Origin of the sequence: Massilia aurea (assembly GCF_040790145.1) — a bacterium.
Taxonomy (GTDB): Bacteria; Pseudomonadota; Gammaproteobacteria; order Burkholderiales; family Burkholderiaceae_D; genus Telluria; species Telluria aurea_C.
The window spans coordinates 14,054-33,960 of record NZ_JBFMMP010000005.1; the positions used below are offsets into that span (position 1 = coordinate 14,054).

Genomic DNA, 19,907 nt, shown 5'->3' on the forward strand with positions numbered 1-19,907 from the left:
TTCGCGGGAACGACGGTTTTACGGCTAACAATCAAGACTGACGTTCCAGCGTCCTAGCCTTCGACGATCTCGATCGAATGCGTCATCTCGGCGGTCTTGGCCAGCATGGCCGACGCCGAGCAGTACTTGTCATGCGATAGCTGCACCGCGCGTTCGACCGCCGCCGGTTTCAGGTTGCGGCCCGTGACCACGAAGTGAAAGTTAATCTTCGTGAACACCTTCGGATCCACTTCGGCGCGCTCGGCCTGCAGCGTGACGTCGCAGCCGCGCACGTCTTCGCGCCCGCGCTTGAGGATCAATACCACGTCGTAGGCGGCGCAGCCGCCGGTGCCGATCAACACCATCTCCATCGGGCGCGGCGCCAGATTGTGGCCGCCGCCTTCCGGCGCGCCATCCATCGCCACCATGTGGCCGCTGCCCGTCTGGGCCCGGAAACTCATGCCCGACGGGCCGTTCCAGCTGACTTTCACATCCATATTCTTCTCCGCAGTGCTGTGTTCTCAAAGAGGGGTTTCGATTGTACGGCAGGCGACGGGATCACACACCGAGCACGTACTTCTCGCTCTTCATGCGCCAGCTCGCAAACGCCACCACCAGGAGCGCCGGGATCAGCGCGCACAGGAAGGTCAGTACGAACGGCAGCGGGCCGATGTCGCCCGTCTTGGCCAGCTCCTTGACCAGGGTCTGGTTCGACAGCATCGGCACCAGGTACATCCAGGTCGCGGTCTTGAGTTCCATGAACGAGATCACGAAACCCGGAATCACGGGCACGATGGTCACGAAGCTCACCGTCGTCTGGGCTTCCTTGAAGGTCTTGGCGTTCATCGCCAGGCCAATGTACAGGGCGCTCGAGAGCAGCGACAGCGGCACCGTAACCAGGCATACCAGCAGCAGCTCGCCCCAGCCGAGGTTCCACGACATGCCGATTTCCTCGAGCGGCAGCCAGCGCAGGATCGCGTGCGCGACCAGCAGGATCAGCGTCACGCCCACCAGCGACGGCACGCTCGCGGCGAGCCATTTGCCGCCCACCAGCTCCCAGGTGCGGGCCGGCTGCGCCATCAGCACTTCGAGCGAGCGCCGTTCGCGTTCGCCCGCCGTGCTGTCCACGGCAGCCGACAGGTTCAGGAAGAACGCCGGCAGGAACAGGATGCCGATGATGCCGCCGATGACCATTGCCGAGCGCGAGGCATTGGTGCCGGTGTCATGGCGCTGCAGTTCGATCGGCGAGAGCGTGGCCGGCGAGACCCCGTGCGCGAGCAGGCGCGCGCTGGCGATATTGCTGCTGTAGGCCTGCAGGATCTCTTCGACGTCGCGCCGTTGCGGGCCACTCTCGGTGGACGAATCGAACCACAGCTCGAGGCGCGCCGGGCGCATGGCCTGGTAGTTGTCGATGAATTCATCGGTCACGCGCAGCACGGCGACGGTCTTCTTGGCGCGCAGCAGGTCGCCAATGGCCTCTTCGCCCATCGGCGCGGCGTCGGTGACGGTCACGCTGCGCTCGCGCAGCTGGGCCATCAGGGTCGGCGCCCTGGCGCCGCCGATGACGACCATCTCGATGCCTTCACGCTCGGTGCGCGTGTTCTTCTCGATCATCTGGTTGAGCAAGAGGCCGATGATGGCCGGGTACATCAGCGAGGCGGCCAGCAGGAACGCCAGCGTGCGGCGCTCGCGCAGCATCTCGCGCAGCTCTTTCAGGAACACGATCCGGATCTTGGACTTCATGCGATACCTTCTTCGGTGCCGACCAGGCTGACGAATGCGTCTTCCAGGTTGGTGATGCCGGTGCGCCGGCACAGTTCTTCGGGCGAGCCCTGGGCCACGGTATGGCCCTTGGCGATAACGATCACGTCTTCGCACAGGTGCGTCACTTCCTGCATCACGTGGGTGGCCATGATCACGCAGCAGCCGTCTTCGCGCAGCGCGTTCAGCGCCGTGCGCAATGCGCGCGTGCTCATCACGTCCAGGCCGCGGCTCGGTTCATCGAGCAGCAGGTGGCGCGGGCGGTGCAGCAGCGTGCGCGCCAGCGCGACCTTGATGCGCTGGCCCTGCGAAAAGCCCTTGGCCGGGCGTTCCATGATGTCTTCCATGCCCAGCAGCTCGGACACTTCGCCGATGCGCGTGCGCAGCGCGCCGGCCTGCATATCATTGAGTTCGCCGAAATAATGGAGGTACTCGCGCGTGGTCAGGCGCTCGTACAGCCCGAACTGGTCGGTGAGAAATCCGATATTGCGGCGCACCGCCATCGGATCCTTCTCGGGGTCGATGCCGCCGATCAGGATGCTGCCGTGGTCGCGCTTGAGCAGGCCGACGAGCGTGCGCAGCAAGGTGGTCTTGCCGGCGCCGTTGGGGCCGAGCAGCGCGGTGATCTGGCCATCGCGCGCGGTGAAGGAAACGCCACCCAGCGCCTGGACGGCGCCGAAGGCCTTGCGTACATCGTGAACTTCAATCATGGCGTGTCCGAAGTTATGGTTGCGGCCCGGCGCTGCCGAGCTGGAAGGTGGGCGCCGGGATCTCGGCCATGCAGGCCGCGTCGAGCTTGTCCTGCGGGCGGTCGAGGAAGGCGCGCAGCAGGCGCGGTGCGCAGCCGAGCTGCGAGACGCCGTGGCCGGCGTTGGCCACCACGATCTGCTGGGCGCGCGCCATCGATTTGGCGGCCGTGGCGGCGCGGTGCGGCGGCGTGACCGGATCGAGCGCGCCCGAGAGCAGCAGGGCCGGCGCCTCGATGCGGGTCGGTGCGGCATACGGCACCGCCGGCACCTTGATGTCCTCTTTGCACAGCTTTGGAATCATCTCGGCCAGCGGGCGCGCCAGCACGGCGGCGTCGGATTTCATCAGCTCGGGCGTAAAGCGCGGCACGTCTTCGGCGCACACCACGGCGAAGTGCAGCAGCATCGACATGCTGGCGTCGTTGCCGAAGTCGCCGGCCAGGTTCTGGCGCGCGATGAACGGCTGCCAGCGGCCGCGGCTCGCGTTATGGATCAAAAAGGGCAGGCGGCGCGCATCGGCCGGCGCGTACAGGATGTTGTGCACGGTGCCCAGGAAGCGGTCGGACGACATCGTGAAATCGGTCTGCTCGGCCGTGCGCGGGTCGGGCAGCGACAGGTGCACGTCGCCCGCTTCGACCTTGGTCACCAGTGCATCGAATTCGGCGCGCAGGTTCGGGTAGGCCTTGTGGCAGGCGGCGTCCTTGGCGCAGGCGGCAAACAGGCCGTCGAGCGCCGTCTGCGAGTCGCGGCCGCCGGCCGGGATCACCTGGTCTGGCGCGGCCACGCCGTCGAGTACGAGTGCGCGCACGCTGGCCGGATAGGCGCGCGCATAGGCTTGCGCCAGGCGCGTGCCATACGAGCCGCCCCACACGTTGACCGGGCCATAGCCCAGCGCCAGGCGCACGCTTTCGAGGTCGCGCGCGGCCGCCAGCGTGGTGTAGGCGCTCAGCGGCGACTTGTTGGCCGCGATGCAGGCGCGCAGTTCGGTCATCATCTCGGCGTCGCTCATGGCGTCGTGCTCGGGTTTGCTGGCGCAGTCGAGCTTGCCCGAGCGGCCGGTGCCGCGCTGGTCGATGAAGACGATGTCGCGCGTGGCGCGCACACGGTCGAACGCGGCCTTGAGCAGCGCCAGCACGTCGCTGCCGGCCTGGCCCGGGCCGCCGGCCAGCACGAACAGCGGATCGCTGCGGCTGCCCTGGCGGAAGGCCGGGGCCACGGTCACGTGCAGCTTGAGCGCCGCGCCCTGCGGCTTGGCATGCTCGAGCGGGACCGTGACGCTCACGCAGCGCAGCGCCTCGACCACGCCGGGCAGGTGGCAGCTGCGGTCGGTCATGGCCGGTGCAGCGGCTGTCGCACCTGTTGCCAGCAGCAGCGGAAGCGACAGCAGGGCAGGCAGAATTTTGAATATCTTCACAACATCTCCTCAGGTTGCAACGATGATAAGTTCGCGTTGTTTCTGTGGTCAACCGATAGTTTCAATTACGCATCAGAGCATGCATATTGAATGGGAGTGTGGCCGGGATCGACACTGACTAGCACCACATGGAGATTGACGGCAGCGCTGGTCCGGGTTATGATCGTCGGCTTTCCGTTTGCTCAGGAAAAGATTACAAGGCCGAGTCCGCTGATGTTTGTGGCGGAACCACCATTTGAGCAATTTTTAATTTTTGGAATAAACATGAAAACTTTTTCCGCTAAGGGCCATGAAGTCCAGCGCGACTGGTTTGTCATTGACGCGACGGACCTGGTCCTCGGACGTGTTGCCAGCGAAGTGGCACTCCGACTGCGCGGCAAGCACAAGCCAGAATTCACCCCGCACGTCGACACCGGTGACTTCATCGTTGTGATCAATGCAGGCAAACTGCGTGTGACCGGTACCAAGGCCACCGAAAAAACGTACTACCGTCACTCGGGCTACCCGGGCGGTATCTACGAAACCAACTTCCTGAAAATGCAACAGCGTTTCCCAGGTCGCGCACTCGAGAAAGCTGTCAAGGGCATGCTGCCTAAAGGCCCACTCGGCTACGCAATGATCAAGAAGCTGAAAGTGTACGCGGAAGGTTCGCACCCACACGCTGCTCAGCAACCACAAGCACTGACCCTCTAAGGAACTGACATGATCGGTAACTACAACTACGGCACCGGCCGTCGCAAGAGTGCAGTCGCTCGCGTGTTCATCAAAACTGGCACCGGCCTGATCATCGTGAACGGCAAGCCTGCTTCCGAATACTTCTCGCGCGAAACCGGCCTGATGGTCATTCGCCAGCCGCTGGAACTGACCGGCAACGTCGAGCGTTTTGACATCAAGGTCAACGTGCACGGCGGCGGCGAGTCGGGCCAGGCTGGCGCCGTCCGTCACGGCATCACCCGCGCTCTGATCGACTACGACGCAGCACTCAAGCCAGATCTGGCCCGTGCTGGCTTCGTCACCCGCGATGCGCGTGAAGTCGAGCGTAAAAAAGTCGGTCTGCGCAAAGCACGTCGCGCAAAGCAGTTCTCGAAGCGTTAATTCGTTTCCACCGGCGCCTGCGGGCGCTGGCGCGAAAAAGCCGTCCGCCGCAAGGTTGGGCGGCTTTTTTGCATCTGTCGCCCGTACGCCCCGCATTTCCCAGACTGTTAAAATGCACCCTCGTCCTGAATGCAGGACCTTTTCACTCTTACCGAAGGAACAGAACATGATCAAAGTTGGCATCGTTGGCGGCACCGGATACACGGGCGTGGAATTGCTGCGGCTGTTGGCCGTGCATCCCGATGTGCAACTGACGGCGATCACCTCGCGCAAGGAAGACGGTTTGCCGGTGGCCGACATGTTCCCGTCGCTGCGTGGACGCGTCGACCTGGCGTTCTCGAGCCCCGACAAAGCCGACCTGAAAAGCTGCGACGTGGTGTTCTTCGCCACCCCGCACGGCGTGGCCATGGCCCAGGCGCCCGAGCTACTGGCCGCCGGCGTCAAAGTGATCGACCTGGCAGCGGACTTCCGCCTGAAAGACCAGGCTACGTTCGAGAAGTGGTACAAGATCGAGCACACCGCGCCCGAGCTGCTCGAAGAAGCCGTGTATGGCCTGGCCGAGCTGAACCGCGACGCCATCAAGAGCGCGCGCCTGATCGCCAATCCGGGCTGCTACCCGACCACGATGCAGCTCGGTTATTACCCGTTGCTCAAGGCCGGTGTGATTGACGCGGGCAGCCTGATCGCCGACTGCAAGTCGGGCGTTTCGGGTGCCGGCCGCAAGGCCGAGATCGCCACGCTGTTCTCGGAGTCGAGCGACAACTTCAAGGCCTACGGTGTGAGCGGCCACCGCCACACGCCGGAGACCACGGCCCAGCTGGCGCGCTTCACCGAACAGAAAGTCGGCCTGATCTTCACGCCGCACCTGGTGCCGATGATTCGCGGCATGCATGCGACGCTGTACGCGCGCCTGACGCAAGAGATCGACGACGCGGCGCTGCAGGCATTGTTTGAGAAACAGTACCAGGACAGCGAGTTCGTCGATGTGATGCCGTTCGGCTCGCACCCCGAGACCCGCTCGACCCGCGGCTCGAACGTGCTGCGCCTGGCGCTGCACCGTCCGAATGGCGGCGACATGGTCGTCATCCTGGTGGTGCAGGACAACCTGGTCAAGGGCGCCTCGGGTCAGGCTGTGCAGTGCATGAACCTGATGTTCGGTCTGGATGAAGCGACCGGCCTGAAGCAGATTGCGCTGTTGCCGTAAGGCGATTCCAGTCTTGAATTGCGGCCGTTCGGCCGCATATTCGACGCTACTGCACCAGCTCTTGCAGAAGGTTCATGTTCTCTCGATATCATCGAGGTCCGGTATCCTGTCTGAGTGACAACTGGTGTCTCATCTGGCCGACTTTCCCCGAGGGTCGGCAGCATGAGTTCCCCCAACCGTCTATAATGGGCGGAGTTTGATTATCCAGGAGCATTCCATGACCGCAGTCGCCGAAGTAGTAGATTTCGACACGATCCCCGTACCAATCAACTTCACCGACAGCGCGGCACAGAAAGTGGCCCAGCTGATCGAAGAAGAAGGCAACCCCGACCTCAAGCTGCGCGTCTTCGTGCAGGGCGGCGGCTGCTCGGGTTTCCAGTATGGCTTCACCTTCGACGAGATCATCAATGACGATGACACGACGATGGAAAAAGCGGGCGTCCAGCTGTTGATCGACTCGATGAGCTACCAGTACCTGGTCGGCGCCGAAATCGACTACAAGGATGACCTCGAAGGCGCGCAGTTCGTGATCAAGAATCCGAACGCCACCTCGACCTGCGGTTGCGGTTCGTCGTTCTCGGCGTAATCGGCGCAATCAGCGCAATCAGCGCAGCGATACCCGGCGGATGCCGGGGAATCATGACGGCCCGCATCAAGCGGGCCGTTTGACGTTTACGCCGGGTACAACGCACCCAGCACCCGCAAGCCGCGTGCGCCGGTCACGGCCGGCAGATTGCCCGGCTCCCGGTTGGTAAAGCGCCAGCCCAGCCAGGCAAACGCCAGCGCCTCGACCCGGTTCGGCGCCACGCCCAGCTCGGCCGTCGACGCCACCTTCACGCCATCGAGTTCGGCGCTGATGGCGCGCAGCAGTGCGCCGTTGTAGGCGCCACCGCCGCAGACGTACACGGCGTCGGGGGCAATGCCGTCGTCGCGGATCGCGCGCGCAATCGTTACTGCCGTCAGGCGCGTGAGCGTGGCCTGAACGTCGGCTGGCGCGACTTCTTCAAACGCTGCAACCCTCGCATCGAGCCAGGCTTCATGGAACAGGTCGCGTCCCGTGCTCTTTGGCGCCGGCTGGCGGAAGTACGGTTCGTCGAGCAGCGCCGACAGCAGAGGCGCGTGGACCGTCCCGCTCGCGCCCCAGGCGCCATCCTCGTCGTAGGCGCGGCCCTGGTGGCGTGCGATCCACAGATCCATCAGCACATTGCCCGGGCCGGTGTCGAACCCGGTCACGCGGCCATCGCCATGCAGCACGCTGATATTGCCGATGCCGCCGATGTTCACCACCACGCGCGCCGTGCCCGGCGTGCCGAAGGCAGCGGCGTGGAACGCCGGCACGAGCGGCGCGCCCTGGCCGCCGGCCGCGACGTCGCGGCTGCGAAAGTCGGCGATCACATTCAGGCCGGTCAGTTCGGCCAGCAAGGCCGGGTTGTTGGTCTGGCGCGTGAAGCCCAGTTCGGGACGATGACGGATGGTCTGGCCATGCACGGCCACGGCAGCGACCGGGCCGGGACTCGACGGCAGCAGTGAACGCACGCAGTCGGCGTAGGCCAGGGCCAGCGCATTGGCGGCCAGCGCCTCGCGCTCTAGTTCGTTGTGGCTGGCGGCCTGCAGCGCCATCAACTCGTCCTTCAGGGCGGCGGGGAAGGGCGTGAAGGCGGCGGCCAGGGTGCGGATCGCGCCGTTGGAAAAGTCGGCCAGCACGCCATCCACGCCGTCGAGGCTGGTGCCGGACATCAAGCCGATGAAGAGAAAAGGTGTCTCGGTCATGGTGTTATAAGAAAATCAGGCGTGCAAAAGAAAACGCCCTCCGGCATCGACATGCAGCGGAGGGCATCGGGACAACCGTGAGGCTGTGTTAGCGGGCGGCCATGGCCGAGCCGCTTGGGGCCAGCAGTGAGAAGCGGTGATTCATCTCAGCTGCAGCCATGCGGAAACGACCCAGTTCAGCCTGGCTCAGCGGTTGCTGTGCCAGCGACTTGTACTTGTTCGGATCCTTGGCCACGCCTGCAACGCGGAACTCGTAGTGCAGGTGGGCGCCGGTCGACCAGCCGGTCGAGCCGACGTAGCCGATGACCTGGCCCTGGCTGATCTTGGTGCCCTTGCGCATGCCGGGTGCAATACGGCTCATGTGCGCATAGGCGGTGCTGTACGCCGACCAGTGCTTGAGCACGACCATATTGCCGTAGCCATTGCCGTTGCCGGCGAAGTCGACGGTAGCGTCGGCCACGGCGCGGATCGGGGTGCCGGTCGAGGCTGCGTAATCGACGCCCTTGTGCGCTTTCCATTTACCCGACAGCGGGTGCACGCGCATCGAGAAGCCCGACGAGATACGCGAGTATTCGAGTGGCGACTTGAGGAAGGCTTTCTTGAGTGCTTTACCGTCCAGTGTGTAGTAGCCGCCCTGCTTGGTGATCGGATCTTCGTACCAGACCGACTGGTAGGCGGTGCCGCGGTTGACGAACTCGCCAGCCAGGATGCGGCCGGTCTTGACTTGTTCGCCGTCGAGCCAGAAGGTCTCGTAGACCACATTGAAGCGGTCACCACGCTTGACGTCGGTGCGGAAGTCGATATCGGTCGAGAACATTTCGATGATCTGGCCGACGATCGAATCGGGCAAGCTGCCGCCGTCGACATTGGAGTCGGTGGCTGCATACAGCGACGAGGCGATGTCGCGCGAGCGCATTTCGACGCGACGCTCGAGCTTGGCCGCTGCTTCGAGGGCGACGAATGCTTCGCCCTTGCGCTCGACGCTGATCGTGCGTGCATCGCCGCTCTTGCCGTCGATGACGGTGGCGCGCATCGACAGCAGCAGGCCATTTTCGTCAGTTTCAGCCTGGATGCGCTTGCCGGTCTGGAGCGACAGCAGGCGACGTGCCAGCTTGTCCGACCGCACAAATTTCTGCGCCTGTGCATCTTCGATGCCGAGGCGGGTGAAGAGCGAGCCGAGCGAATCGCCGCGGCGGATGCGTTCTTCGTGGATGAATTGCTGCTCGTCTTGCTGGAGCGCGGCGATCTGGGCTGCCAGATTTGGCAATTCCAGGTTCGTCGCGACCGACGTCACGGGCAGGTCGGAGGGATCGTTGGCGATCGGGGCGACACCTACTGCGCCAAAGGCGCACATGCTTAGGAAGACGGCGCCGGCGCTCAATACGCGGGCTTTGCGGGTCTTCGGCACCAGCTGCAGCAGGGTCTGACGGGTGATTTTCTGTATAGGGTTCATGCAATCAGTTAAAATTTGCGGCTGAACTTTCAAGGGCCATGTTCATAACGTTTAACAAAGTTTTCTTTGGGAAACGAAAACAGGATCGTGAATTATACCAAAAGATGTGGTCCTACAACCGCTTTAGCCAATTTCCTACACGAATTTATGACCTCAACTGCAGTTCCTGGTGGCAACACCGTGGTAAGCCCGCCTGTTCGCCTTCCTCTGACCGATCACGTTCTCGAGTCCCTCGCCATAGCGAAAAGGGGCGTTGACGAGCTGCTGATCGAGGCCGATTTTGCGCAAAAACTGGCGCGTTCGGAACAGACCGGCACGCCGCTACGTATCAAGCTGGGTCTGGACCCAACCGCGCCAGACTTGCATCTGGGCCACACTGTGGTGCTGAACAAGTTGCGTCAACTGCAAGATCTTGGTCACCAGGTAATCTTTTTGATCGGTGACTTCACGTCGATGATTGGCGATCCGTCGGGCCGCAACGCGACGCGCCCGCCGCTGACCCGCGAACAGGTCGAAGAAAACGCCATGACGTATTTCCGGCAAGCATCGCTGGTGCTCGACGCCAGCCGCACCGAAATGCGCTACAACTCCGAGTGGTGTGACCCCCTCGGCGCGCGCGGCATGATTCAGTTGGCCTCGCGCTACACCGTGGCGCGCATGATGGAACGCGACGATTTCACCAAGCGCTACAAGAGTGGGACACCGATTGCCGTGCACGAGTTCCTGTATCCGCTGATGCAGGGCTACGATTCAGTCGCTTTACAGTCCGACCTTGAGCTGGGTGGAACAGACCAGAAATTCAACTTGCTTGTTGGCCGCGAACTGCAGAAGGACTACGGCCAGGCACCGCAGTGCATCCTGACCATGCCGCTGCTCGAGGGCCTGGACGGCGTCGAAAAGATGTCGAAGTCGAAAAACAACTACATCGGCATCACCGAAGCACCGAACACCATGTTCGGCAAGCTGATGAGCATTTCGGACGACATGATGTGGAAGTACTTCAATTTGCTGTCGTTCCGCTCGCTGGACGACATCGCCCAACTGAAGGCGACGATCGACGGCGGCGCCAATCCGCGCGACGCCAAAGTGGCGCTGGGCAAGGAAATCGTCACGCGCTTCCACTCGAGCCAGGCGGCCGCCGATGCGCTGGCCGACTTCGTCAACCGCTCCAAGGGCGGTATCCCGGACGACGTGCCGGAAGTGGCGCTGTCGGGCGCGCCGCTCGGCGTGGCGCAATTGCTCAAGCAAGCCGGCCTGTGCGCTTCGACCTCGGAAGCCATGCGCATGGTCGACCAGGGCGGCGTGCGCATCGATGGCGCCGTCGTGGCCGATAAAGCGCTGCAAGTGGCGGCCGGCACGCTCGTCGTGCAAGTGGGCAAGCGCAAGTTCGCGCGCGTGACGCTCTCATGATCGGATTGCTGCAACGCGTGAGCGAAGCGGCAGTGCGCGTCGACGGCGCAACCGTCGGCGCCATCGGTCCCGGCCTATTGGTATTACTGTGCGCCGAAAAAGGCGACACCGAGCGCGAAGCCGATCTGCTGCTGACCAAATTGCTCGGCTACCGCGTATTTTCGGACGAGGCCGGCAAGATGAACCGCAGCCTGGCCGACGTCAATGGCGGCTTGCTTCTGGTGCCGCAATTTACGCTGGCAGCCGATACCAAGTCGGGAATGCGCCCGTCGTTCACGCCGGCCGCCGCGCCAGAGGACGGACGGCGCCTGTTCGATTACGCCGTGCGCCAGGCGCGCGAGCGCCACGGCCAGGTGGAAACCGGCGTGTTCGGCGCCGACATGAAGGTTGCGCTTGTCAACGATGGGCCGGTGACATTCTGGCTGCGGTTTGATCCGGTCGGCACTTCACGTTAAATTGCGCTGCAACCCCGGCTGGCCGCTCAAGGTCAGAATTAACAGCCGGGAGGAGATATGCGAATCTGGAGTGACTCATTTGCCAACGGGGCCGAGATCCCCGCTGCCTGCGCGTTCGCAGTGGGCGACCCTGATACCCACGCCAAGCTGTCGAGCAACCGCAATCCGCACGTCGCCTGGGACGACGTGCCCCCCGGCACCGAGTCGCTGGTGCTGATCTGCCACGACCCCGACGTGCCGCTCGACGCATGCCGCGTCAATAAAGAAGGGCGCACGGTGCCATTGACGTCGCCGCGCAGGGACTTCTTCCACTGGACGCTGGCCGACATCCCCGTGTACCTCAACTCGCTGGCCGAAGGCATGTTCTCCGATATGGTCACCCCCCACGGCAAGCCGGGGCCGCTGGTGCCGTTCACGATAAAAAACGGCACTGAGCACCAGTTGCGCCAGGGCGTCAACGACTATACGGCCTGGTTTGCGAGCGACCCCGACATGGCGGGCGAGTTCTTTGGCTACGATGGCCCGTCCCCACCCTGGAACGACGAGCGCCTGCATCACTATGTCTTTACCCTGTATGCGCTCGACATTCCGCGCCTGCCGCTGGTCGGGCGTTTCACCGGCCGAGAAGCGTGCATGGCGATCCAGGGGCACATCCTGGATGAGGCGCGTATCTTCGGCACCTATGCGCTCAACCCCCACACCCTCGCCGATCTGCCAGAATAGCGCTTCCATCCGATCGCCCCGAGGTTCGGGCACCAGAACCTCATGACCCTGACCACGGCGCCCCAGGGCGCGACCACGATCCTGCTCATCCGCCACGGCGAAACCGCCTGGAATGCCGAACGCCGACTGCAAGGCCATCTCGATATCCCGCTCAATGCCGAAGGCGAGCGCCAGGCGGCGCTGCTCGGCGCCGGGCTGGCCGGTGAGGGCATCGACCACGTCCTGTCCAGCGACCTGGGCCGGGCAAGGCAAACCGCCGAGGCAATCCTGCGCGCCCGCGGCGCGACGGCAGGTCTGCAAGTCGACCCGCAATTGCGCGAACGCTGCTATGGCGGCTTCGAAGGCTTGCTCTACAGCGAGATCGCGGCGCGCTATCCTTTGGAATTCGCAGCCTGGCAGGCGCGCAATGTCGATGCGACCCTGCCACCGGGCAAGAATCAGGGTGAATCGTTCCGCGCCTTCTTCGATCGCGTCACGACGGCGATCGCGACCCATGCGGCCCGCCATCCCGGACAAACACTGGCAATGGTGGCGCACGGCGGCGTGCTCGAGTGTGCTTACCGGGCCGCGCTGGGTCTGGCGTTGAACACCCCGCGCGACTTCAAGGTGCACAACGCCAGCATCAACCGTTTCGCAGTCGAGCAGGGCAGGTTGCGTCTGCTGAGCTGGGGTGAAGTCGATCATCTGCGGCAAGTTGTTCTCGACGATTTGCCTTGACCGGCGGCGTCGCTGCGGCGCTATCCACTCCCTTTATCACACCCTGCCAATATCGCACGCACAACAATTTCATAAATTGTGCTGATAATTTGAGCAGCGCTTGAGGTAAAATAGCAGGTTCCCGTGTCACTTTTGAGTCTTCCTGCTGTGCAAATAGGTCCCTATCTCTTGCGTAATAATGTCTTTGTCGCGCCGATGGCTGGCGTGACGGACCGTCCGTTCCGGCAACTGTGCAAGCAGCTCGGCGCGGGCTATGCGGTGTCCGAGATGGCCGCGTCCAACCCGCGCCTGTGGGCCAGCGAAAAGACGTCGCGCCGGATCGACCACGCGGGTGAGATGGAGCCGAAAGCGGTGCAGATCGCCGGCGCCGATCCGAAAGACCTCGCCGATTGCGCGAAGTTCAACGTCGAGCGCGGCGCGCAAATTATCGACATCAATATGGGCTGCCCGGTCAAGAAGGTGTGCAATAGCTGGTGCGGTTCGGCCCTGTTGCAGCACGAAGACCTGGTCGAGCGCATCCTGCACGCGGTGGTCGAGGCCGTCGATGTGCCGGTCACGCTCAAGTTCCGGACCGGTTGGGATCGGCAAAACAAGAACGCGCTGCGCATCGCGCGCCTGGCCGAGCAGGCCGGCATCCAGATGCTGACGCTGCACGGCCGCACCCGTGCCGACGGCTACAAGGGCGATGCCGAATACGACACGATCCGCGCCGTCAAGGCCGAGGTCGGTATTCCGGTGGTGGCCAATGGCGACATCACCACGCCCGAAAAGGCCAAATTCGTGCTCGACTACACGGGCGCGGACGCCGTCATGATCGGTCGCGCCGCCCAGGGCCGGCCGTGGATTTGCCGCGAGATCGACCACTATCTGCGCACCGGGGAACACATGCCAGCGCCGCTGGTGGAAGAGGTGCGCGAATTGATGCACGAGCACTTGCCGGCGCACTACGCGTTCTACGGTGAGTTCATCGGCGTGCGCACCGCGCGCAAGCACATCGGCTGGTATGTACAGGATCTGCCGGACGGCGAGGAGTTCCGTCAGCGCATGAACCTGCTGGAATCGACCGCCGAGCAACTTGCAGCGATGGACGACTTCTTGAAATCACAACACCGCCATGGCGAGCGGTTACAATACCGCCCCGCGCTTGCCGCACCACCCGCCGCGGACGCGATCGCGGCGTAGCAGGCCAGCACAAGCAACAAGAAGAATAATTGGGGATGCGCTGCGCCGGCGCAGCAAGCTGGCGCAGCAATCACACAACCAGGATGAAGCAGCAGAAGACATGAGCAAAGAAAGTATCCAGGAAGTCGTCCAGAAGAGTCTTGAAGACTATTTCAACGATCTCGGCGAGCAAAAACCGACCAACATCTACGACATGATGGTGTTGACCGTCGAAAAGCCCGTCCTCGAAGTGGTCATGTCGCGCGCTGACGGCAACCAGTCGCATGCCGCGCAGATGCTGGGCATCAATCGCAATACATTGCGCAAGAAACTGCAAGAGCACGGGCTGCTCTAAGCGTTGCCGGTTGGCTGCGCTTCCTGCGCGGTCCCGGAGACCCAGCGGTCTCCACGTCCGGCGCCAGGAATTCTCAACCATAGGCCTCACCATGATCAAACAAGCTCTCATTTCCGTATCCGACAAGACCGGCGTGCTCGACTTCGCGCGCGCGCTGAACCAGCTGGGCGTGAACATCCTGTCTACTGGCGGCACCGCCAAGCTGCTGCAAGAAAATGGCGTGCCGGTTACGGAAGTGGCCGACTACACCGGTTTCCCGGAAATGCTCGATGGCCGCGTCAAGACGCTGCACCCGAAAGTGCACGGCGGCATCCTGGCCCGTCGCGATTTCCCAGAGCACGTCGCCAAGCTGGCGGAGCACAATATTCCCCAGATCGACATGGTCGTGGTCAACCTGTACCCGTTCCAGCAAACGGTCGCCAAACAAGAGTGCTCGCTGGAAGATGCGATCGAGAACATCGACATCGGTGGCCCGACCATGCTGCGCTCGGCCGCCAAGAACCACCGCGACGTGGTCGTGGTGGTCGACCCTGCCGACTACGGCGTGGTGCTGGCTGAAATGAAGGGCAGTGGCGGCGACGCCGGCCCGGTCAGCTACGAGACCAAATTCCGCCTGGCCAAAAAAGTGTTCGCGCACACCGCCCAATACGACGGCGCGATCACCAATTACCTGACCAGCCTGGGAGAAGACCGCGCGCACGCGACCCGCTCGAATTTCCCGGCCACGCTGAACATGGGCTTTGAGAAAGTGCAGGAAATGCGCTACGGCGAAAACCCGCACCAGGGCGCCGCCTTCTACCGCGACCTGATCACGATCGACGGCGCGCTGGCCAACTACCGCCAGCTGCAGGGTAAAGAACTGTCGTACAACAATATCGCCGATGCCGATGCGGCCTGGGAATGCGTCAAGTCCCTCGGCGGCCTGGGCCAGTCGGCCGGCTGCGTGATCGTCAAGCACGCCAACCCGTGCGGCGTGGCAATCGGCGTCGATGCGCTGGATGCTTACTCGCGCGCACTGCAGACCGATCCGACCTCGGCCTTCGGCGGCATCATCGCCTTCAACGTCGAAGTCGACGGCAAGGCGGCCGAAGCGCTGGCCAAGCTGTTCGTCGAAGTGCTGATCGCGCCGAGCTTCACGGCCCAGGCGCGCCAGATCATGGCCGCCAAGCAGAACGTGCGTCTGCTTGAAATTGCGCTGGGCGAAGGCCAAAACACTTACGACGTCAAGCGCGTCGGTGGCGGCCTGCTGGTGCAATCGCCCGATGCGAAGAACGTCGGCATGGAAGACCTGCGCGTGGTCTCCAAGCTGCAGCCATCGCCACAGCAACTGCAAGACCTGATGTTCGCCTGGCGCGTGGCCAAGTTCGTCAAGTCGAACGCGATCGTGTTCTGCGGTAACGGCATGACGCTGGGCGTGGGCGCCGGCCAGATGAGCCGTATCGATTCGGCGCGCATCGCGTCGATCAAGGCGCAGAACGCCGGCCTCTCGCTGACCGGCTCGGCCGTGGCGTCGGATGCATTCTTCCCGTTCCGTGACGGCCTGGACGTCGTCGTCGATGCCGGCGCGACCTGCGTGATCCACCCGGGCGGCTCGATGCGCGACCAGGAGGTGATCGATGCCGCCGACGAGCGCGGCGTCGTGATGCTGTACACGGGCACGCGTCATTTCCGTCATTAATAATACGTTTCGTTGAACGCGCCGGCAGCGTAGGGTCGGCAGGTTTCTGCCGACGCGTTCAATCCACGTATGATCCGCCTGGTGATCCAAAAATCACCGGCACCTGTGTTTTTGCACAGTATTTTTCCCACGAACACCCCCAGCCGGGGTAACATTCCAGCATGATTATTCTCGGCATCGACCCGGGCCTGCGCACGACGGGGTTCGGCGTCATTGAAAAACACGGCGCGAAGCTGCGCTACATCGCTTCGGGCACCATCAAGACCGGGCTGGAAGGCGCCTTGCCGCCACGCCTGAAAGTCATCCTGCACGGCGTCAGCGAAATCATCGCCACCTACCAGCCCGCCTGTTCTGCCATCGAAAAAGTGTTCGTCAACGTCAACCCGCAATCGACCCTGCTGCTGGGCCAGGCGCGCGGCGCGGCGATCACGGCGCTCGTCGGCGCCGATCTCGATGTCGCCGAATACACGGCGGTGCAGGTCAAGCAAGCTGTCGTCGGCACCGGCCGCGCGGCCAAGGCGCAGGTGCAGGACATGGTCGCCCGCCTGCTCAAGCTGCCGGGCCTGCCTGGCAGCGACGCCGCCGATGCGCTCGGCGTGGCGATCTGCCATGCCCACACGATCGACACGCTGGCGCTGCTGGGCGCCGTTGCGCCCGATATGCTCGGGCTGCGCATGAAAAACAGCCGTCTCGTCTCATAACAAGGAACCATGCCGATGATCGGTCGTCTCTCCGGAACCCTGCTCGAAAAAGCGCCGCCGCATGTGCTGGTGGATTGCAATGGCGTCGGCTATGAAGTCGATGTGCCCATGAGCACCTTCTACAACCTGCCGCACACGGGCGAAAAAGTCGTGCTGTTTACGCACCTGACCGTGCGCGAAGATGCGCACCTGCTGTTCGGCTTTGGTAGTGCGTCCGAGCGCGCGCTGTTCCGGCAGCTCATCAAGATCACCGGTGTCGGTGCGCGCATGGCGCTGTCGATCCTGTCCGGGATGACCGTGGCCGAGCTGTCGCAAGCCGTCACGCTGCAAGAGACGGGGCGCCTGGTCAAGGTGCCCGGCATCGGCAAGAAGACGGCCGAGCGCTTGCTGCTGGAGCTGAAGGGAAAACTGGGCGCCGACATCGGCATGGTGGCCGGCGTGCCGCGCGACGACACCCAGACCGACGTGCTCAACGCGCTGGCTGCGCTGGGTTACTCCGACAAGGAAGCGCTGCTCGCAATCAAGAACATGCCAACCGGCGCCAGCGTCTCGGACGGCATCAAATTTGCGCTCAAGGCGCTCTCGAAGGCATAAGCCATGAGCATCCAGACCGACAACTTCACCGAACAGCGCGTGATCGATGCCGCGCCGGCCTCGCCCAATGAAGAGGCGATCGAGCGCGCCTTGCGGCCCAAGCAGCTCGACGAATACGTCGGCCAGGAGAAAATCCGCGACCAGCTCGAGATCTTCATCACCGCCGCCCGCAACCGGCGCGAAGCGCTCGACCACACACTGCTGTTCGGCCCACCGGGCCTGGGCAAGACGACGCTGGCGCACATCATCGCGCGCGAAATGGGCGTGAACCTGCGCCAGACCTCGGGCCCCGTGCTCGAGCGCCCGGGCGACCTGGCCGCGCTCTTGACCAACCTCGAGCCGAACGACGTGCTGTTCATCGACGAGATCCACCGCTTGTCGCCCGTGGTCGAAGAGATCCTGTACCCGGCGCTCGAGGACTACCAGATCGACATCATGATCGGCGAAGGCCCGGCCGCCCGCTCGGTGAAACTCGACCTGCAGCCGTTCACGCTGGTGGGCGCGACCACGCGTGCCGGCATGCTCACCAATCCACTGCGCGACCGCTTCGGCATCGTGGCGCGCCTGGAGTTCTATAACGTCCCCGAACTGACCAAGATCGTGCTGCGCAGCGCTGCATTGCTGGTCGCGCCAATCGATGAAGAGGGCGCGCGCGAAGTGGCCAAGCGCGCGCGCGGCACGCCGCGTATCGCCAACCGCCTGCTGCGCCGCGTGCGCGACTTCGCGCAGGTGAAAGGCAATGGCGACATCACGCGCGATATCGCCGACCGCGCCCTGAAAATGCTGGACGTCGACAGCGTGGGCTTCGACGTCATGGACCGCAAGCTGCTCGAGGCGGTGCTGTTCAAGTTCGCCGGCGGCCCGGTCGGTATCGGCAACCTGGCCGCAGCCATCGGCGAGGCAGCAGATACGATCGAAGACGTGCTCGAACCGTTCCTGATCCAGCAGGGTTACCTGCAGCGCACCCCGCGCGGGCGCATCGCCACGCCGCTGGCATACCAGCATTTCGGCGTCACGGCGCCGCGCATCAGCCCGACGGGCGACCTGTGGGATAGCTTGCCGCCGGCTTGAAGATCGGCGGCAAAGCCGCCGGGTGACTTTGTGCGACTTTTGCTGCACGCGCATTCCAATATACTGACTGTCTTGCAGACTGACGGATATCCCGCGATGGCATCGAAACTGGAACAAACCTGGTGGTTCATTGCGCTAGTCAGCGCACTGGCGGCTTTCTCGACGGGCATTCTGATTCGCAGCGCCGGACTTGGCCTGCCTGCCGCTGGCCTGGCGCAGTGGGTGATGTATGGCTTGTGCTTCTTCGCGCTGCACCGCGGGTTTGTGTTTGCGGGCTGGCTGCTCGTGCTGGCGCTGGCGCCATCGAGCCAGCTGCTGGAGCGCTGTGGCGCCAAGTCGTCACGCTAGACAATGGACGACGTGAACGTCCTGAAAACCATTGCGGGCATATTCGGGATCGTCATTGGCATCCCGAATCAGATCATCGACTACAAGCATCGCAAGAACAAGGACTATGAACCCGGCAATGCCTGGGGCTATTACGCCAAGCTCGCCAGGGAAGGCAGTTGGGAAGGGCGCTTCATGATGTGGTCGGGTTACATCGGGATCTACGCCATCATCGGTATGCTGTGCTATGGGTTTTACGCGCTGACGCGATAAGGCTTACCGCTCGATCAAGCCGCCCGCACCCGCGCAGCAATCCGCGCCGCGTCCCGCCCCGGCGCCATCCCGAACATCCGCGCATACTCGCGGCTGAACTGCGTCGCACTCTCGTACCCCACCTCGAACGCCGCCGTCGTCACATTCGCCCCTTGCGCCACCAGGAGCTGGCGCGCCTGCATCAACCGCACCCGCTTCTGGTACTGCAAGGGACTCAGGGCCGTCACCGCCTTGAAGTGCCGGTGAAACGACGATGCGCTCATCGCGACCTTGCCGGCCAGCGCCTCGATGCGCAGCGGGCTGGCGAAGTCTTGCCGGATCCAGGCGATCGCGCGCTGCACGCGGGCCAGCGCGCTGTCGGGCGAGGCGATATCGCGCAGCATGGCGCCGTGCGGCCCTTGCAGCACGCGGTACAGGATCTCGCGTTCATACGCCGGCGCCAGCGCCGCGATGTCGTTCGGCTCGTGCATCAGGCGCAGCATGCGCACCCACGCGTCCATCAATTCGGGCGTGACGGCGGCCACTGAAAAGCCGCTGTCGGCGCGCCTGCCGAAAGCAGGTTCGGGCAAGTCAGCCAGCAGCGGCGCCAGCACGGCCGCATCGAGCGTCAGGCTTACCGCCAGGTACGGTTCGCCGCTTGCGGCCGGATGCACCTGGCCCACGGCCGGCAGCTCGACCGACATCACGAAATAGGTCGCCGGATCGTAGTGCAGCGTGCGCGCGCCGACCGTCATCGATTTGCTGCCTGTGAGGATCAGGTTGATCATTGGGTCGTACACCGCCGCCAGCTGGTGTTCGGGGATGGCGCCCTGGACCATGGCCACGCGCGGGATGCCGGTTTCGGTGCGCCGGTTGGCGGCGCCGGCGGCCAGGCGCCGCAGTTCGTTCAGTCGATGTTCCATTACCGCATTGGAACAGAGCCGGCCACGCACCACAAGGCATTGGCAGGATCGGGCAGGTTTGTGGCAGGATCCGGTGGGCGTCGCGCGCCGCCGCCCCCTACCATGCCCCTATCCCTTC

Annotated in this window: 23 protein-coding genes; 16 read left to right on the forward strand and 7 right to left on the reverse strand. The window is 63.7% G+C overall.

What is annotated here, in order from left to right:
• Nucleotides 1-53 precede the first annotated feature (53 nt).
• From AB2N08_RS09685 to AB2N08_RS09700, 4 genes are all read right to left on the reverse strand, one after another.
• Complete coding sequence (locus AB2N08_RS09685; RefSeq protein WP_367610431.1) at nucleotides 54-476, reverse strand: OsmC family protein; 423 nt, start codon at nucleotides 474-476, stop codon at nucleotides 54-56.
• Between the two features lie 61 nt (nucleotides 477-537).
• Entirely contained in the window at nucleotides 538-1,722 is a 1,185-nt protein-coding gene (locus AB2N08_RS09690) for an ABC transporter permease (protein WP_367610432.1), read from the reverse strand.
• Entirely contained in the window at nucleotides 1,719-2,450 is a 732-nt protein-coding gene (locus AB2N08_RS09695) for an ABC transporter ATP-binding protein (RefSeq protein ID WP_367610433.1), read from the reverse strand. The genes AB2N08_RS09690 and AB2N08_RS09695 overlap by 4 nt, the downstream gene beginning before the upstream one ends.
• Before the next feature lie 13 nt (nucleotides 2,451-2,463).
• Complete coding sequence (locus AB2N08_RS09700) at nucleotides 2,464-3,900, reverse strand: alpha/beta fold hydrolase (protein WP_367610434.1); 1,437 nt, start codon at nucleotides 3,898-3,900, stop codon at nucleotides 2,464-2,466.
• A gap of 264 nt (nucleotides 3,901-4,164) precedes the next feature.
• Between AB2N08_RS09700 and rplM the strand changes: the two genes are divergently transcribed.
• The 4 genes from rplM (at nucleotide 4,165) to erpA (ending at nucleotide 6,785) form a co-directional block, all read left to right on the forward strand.
• Nucleotides 4,165-4,593, forward strand: a complete 429-nt coding sequence (gene rplM, locus AB2N08_RS09705; RefSeq protein ID WP_183556744.1) for a 50S ribosomal protein L13 — start codon at nucleotides 4,165-4,167, stop codon at nucleotides 4,591-4,593.
• A gap of 9 nt (nucleotides 4,594-4,602) precedes the next feature.
• Nucleotides 4,603-4,995 (forward strand): 30S ribosomal protein S9, encoded by a 393-nt coding sequence (gene rpsI, locus AB2N08_RS09710; protein ID WP_183556746.1) that lies wholly within the window; start codon nucleotides 4,603-4,605, stop codon nucleotides 4,993-4,995.
• A gap of 166 nt (nucleotides 4,996-5,161) precedes the next feature.
• On the forward strand, nucleotides 5,162-6,199 hold the full coding sequence (gene argC, locus AB2N08_RS09715; RefSeq protein WP_367610435.1) for an N-acetyl-gamma-glutamyl-phosphate reductase: 1,038 nt from the start codon (nucleotides 5,162-5,164) through the stop codon (nucleotides 6,197-6,199).
• A gap of 217 nt (nucleotides 6,200-6,416) precedes the next feature.
• Nucleotides 6,417-6,785, forward strand: a complete 369-nt coding sequence (gene erpA / locus AB2N08_RS09720; protein ID WP_183556750.1) for an iron-sulfur cluster insertion protein ErpA — start codon at nucleotides 6,417-6,419, stop codon at nucleotides 6,783-6,785.
• Nucleotides 6,786-6,871: 86 nt separating this feature from the next.
• Here erpA and AB2N08_RS09725 read toward each other — a convergent pair whose 3' ends face one another.
• Nucleotides 6,872-7,969 (reverse strand): anhydro-N-acetylmuramic acid kinase, encoded by a 1,098-nt coding sequence (locus tag AB2N08_RS09725; protein WP_367610436.1) that lies wholly within the window; start codon nucleotides 7,967-7,969, stop codon nucleotides 6,872-6,874.
• An 88-nt stretch (nucleotides 7,970-8,057) separates the two neighbouring features.
• The gene (locus AB2N08_RS09730) at nucleotides 8,058-9,422 is read right to left on the reverse strand and encodes a M23 family metallopeptidase (protein WP_367610437.1); all 1,365 of its coding nucleotides are present in this window, start codon (nucleotides 9,420-9,422) and stop codon (nucleotides 8,058-8,060) included.
• A gap of 147 nt (nucleotides 9,423-9,569) precedes the next feature.
• Between AB2N08_RS09730 and tyrS the strand changes: the two genes are divergently transcribed.
• The 12 genes from tyrS to AB2N08_RS09790 all read left to right on the forward strand — a co-directional run bounded on the left by tyrS (nucleotide 9,570) and on the right by AB2N08_RS09790 (nucleotide 18,887).
• Nucleotides 9,570-10,832, forward strand: coding sequence for a tyrosine--tRNA ligase (gene tyrS / locus AB2N08_RS09735; protein WP_367610438.1), 1,263 nt, complete (start codon nucleotides 9,570-9,572; stop codon nucleotides 10,830-10,832).
• Entirely contained in the window at nucleotides 10,829-11,287 is a 459-nt protein-coding gene (gene dtd, locus AB2N08_RS09740) for a D-aminoacyl-tRNA deacylase (RefSeq protein WP_367610439.1), read from the forward strand. Before tyrS ends, dtd begins: the two co-directional genes overlap by 4 nt.
• A 57-nt stretch (nucleotides 11,288-11,344) precedes the next feature.
• Nucleotides 11,345-12,010 (forward strand): YbhB/YbcL family Raf kinase inhibitor-like protein, encoded by a 666-nt coding sequence (locus tag AB2N08_RS09745; RefSeq protein ID WP_367610440.1) that lies wholly within the window; start codon nucleotides 11,345-11,347, stop codon nucleotides 12,008-12,010.
• Nucleotides 12,011-12,052: 42 nt separating this feature from the next.
• Nucleotides 12,053-12,727 (forward strand): histidine phosphatase family protein, encoded by a 675-nt coding sequence (locus AB2N08_RS09750; protein WP_367610441.1) that lies wholly within the window; start codon nucleotides 12,053-12,055, stop codon nucleotides 12,725-12,727.
• Nucleotides 12,728-12,874: 147 nt separating this feature from the next.
• Nucleotides 12,875-13,909 carry a tRNA dihydrouridine synthase DusB gene (dusB, locus tag AB2N08_RS09755; protein WP_367610442.1) on the forward strand — a complete coding sequence of 345 codons (1,035 nt, stop codon included), beginning with the start codon at nucleotides 12,875-12,877 and terminating at the stop codon, nucleotides 13,907-13,909.
• A 100-nt stretch (nucleotides 13,910-14,009) separates the two neighbouring features.
• On the forward strand, nucleotides 14,010-14,243 hold the full coding sequence (locus tag AB2N08_RS09760; protein WP_005667930.1) for a helix-turn-helix domain-containing protein: 234 nt from the start codon (nucleotides 14,010-14,012) through the stop codon (nucleotides 14,241-14,243).
• A gap of 91 nt (nucleotides 14,244-14,334) precedes the next feature.
• Complete coding sequence (purH, locus tag AB2N08_RS09765) at nucleotides 14,335-15,921, forward strand: bifunctional phosphoribosylaminoimidazolecarboxamide formyltransferase/IMP cyclohydrolase (RefSeq protein WP_367610443.1); 1,587 nt, start codon at nucleotides 14,335-14,337, stop codon at nucleotides 15,919-15,921.
• A 161-nt stretch (nucleotides 15,922-16,082) separates the two neighbouring features.
• On the forward strand, nucleotides 16,083-16,622 hold the full coding sequence (gene ruvC, locus AB2N08_RS09770; protein ID WP_367610444.1) for a crossover junction endodeoxyribonuclease RuvC: 540 nt from the start codon (nucleotides 16,083-16,085) through the stop codon (nucleotides 16,620-16,622).
• A gap of 15 nt (nucleotides 16,623-16,637) precedes the next feature.
• Nucleotides 16,638-17,216, forward strand: coding sequence for a Holliday junction branch migration protein RuvA (gene ruvA, locus AB2N08_RS09775; protein WP_367610445.1), 579 nt, complete (start codon nucleotides 16,638-16,640; stop codon nucleotides 17,214-17,216).
• A gap of 3 nt (nucleotides 17,217-17,219) precedes the next feature.
• Nucleotides 17,220-18,287 carry a Holliday junction branch migration DNA helicase RuvB gene (ruvB, locus tag AB2N08_RS09780; RefSeq protein WP_367610446.1) on the forward strand — a complete coding sequence of 356 codons (1,068 nt, stop codon included), beginning with the start codon at nucleotides 17,220-17,222 and terminating at the stop codon, nucleotides 18,285-18,287.
• A 96-nt stretch (nucleotides 18,288-18,383) separates the two neighbouring features.
• Nucleotides 18,384-18,635 carry a hypothetical protein gene (locus tag AB2N08_RS09785; protein WP_367610447.1) on the forward strand — a complete coding sequence of 84 codons (252 nt, stop codon included), beginning with the start codon at nucleotides 18,384-18,386 and terminating at the stop codon, nucleotides 18,633-18,635.
• A gap of 3 nt (nucleotides 18,636-18,638) precedes the next feature.
• The gene (locus AB2N08_RS09790) at nucleotides 18,639-18,887 is read left to right on the forward strand and encodes a hypothetical protein (protein ID WP_367610448.1); all 249 of its coding nucleotides are present in this window, start codon (nucleotides 18,639-18,641) and stop codon (nucleotides 18,885-18,887) included.
• Between the two features lie 14 nt (nucleotides 18,888-18,901).
• On the opposite strand, the gene AB2N08_RS09795 is transcribed toward AB2N08_RS09790, so the two are convergent.
• Complete coding sequence (locus AB2N08_RS09795) at nucleotides 18,902-19,789, reverse strand: AraC family transcriptional regulator (protein ID WP_367610449.1); 888 nt, start codon at nucleotides 19,787-19,789, stop codon at nucleotides 18,902-18,904.
• Nucleotides 19,790-19,907 lie beyond the last annotated feature (118 nt).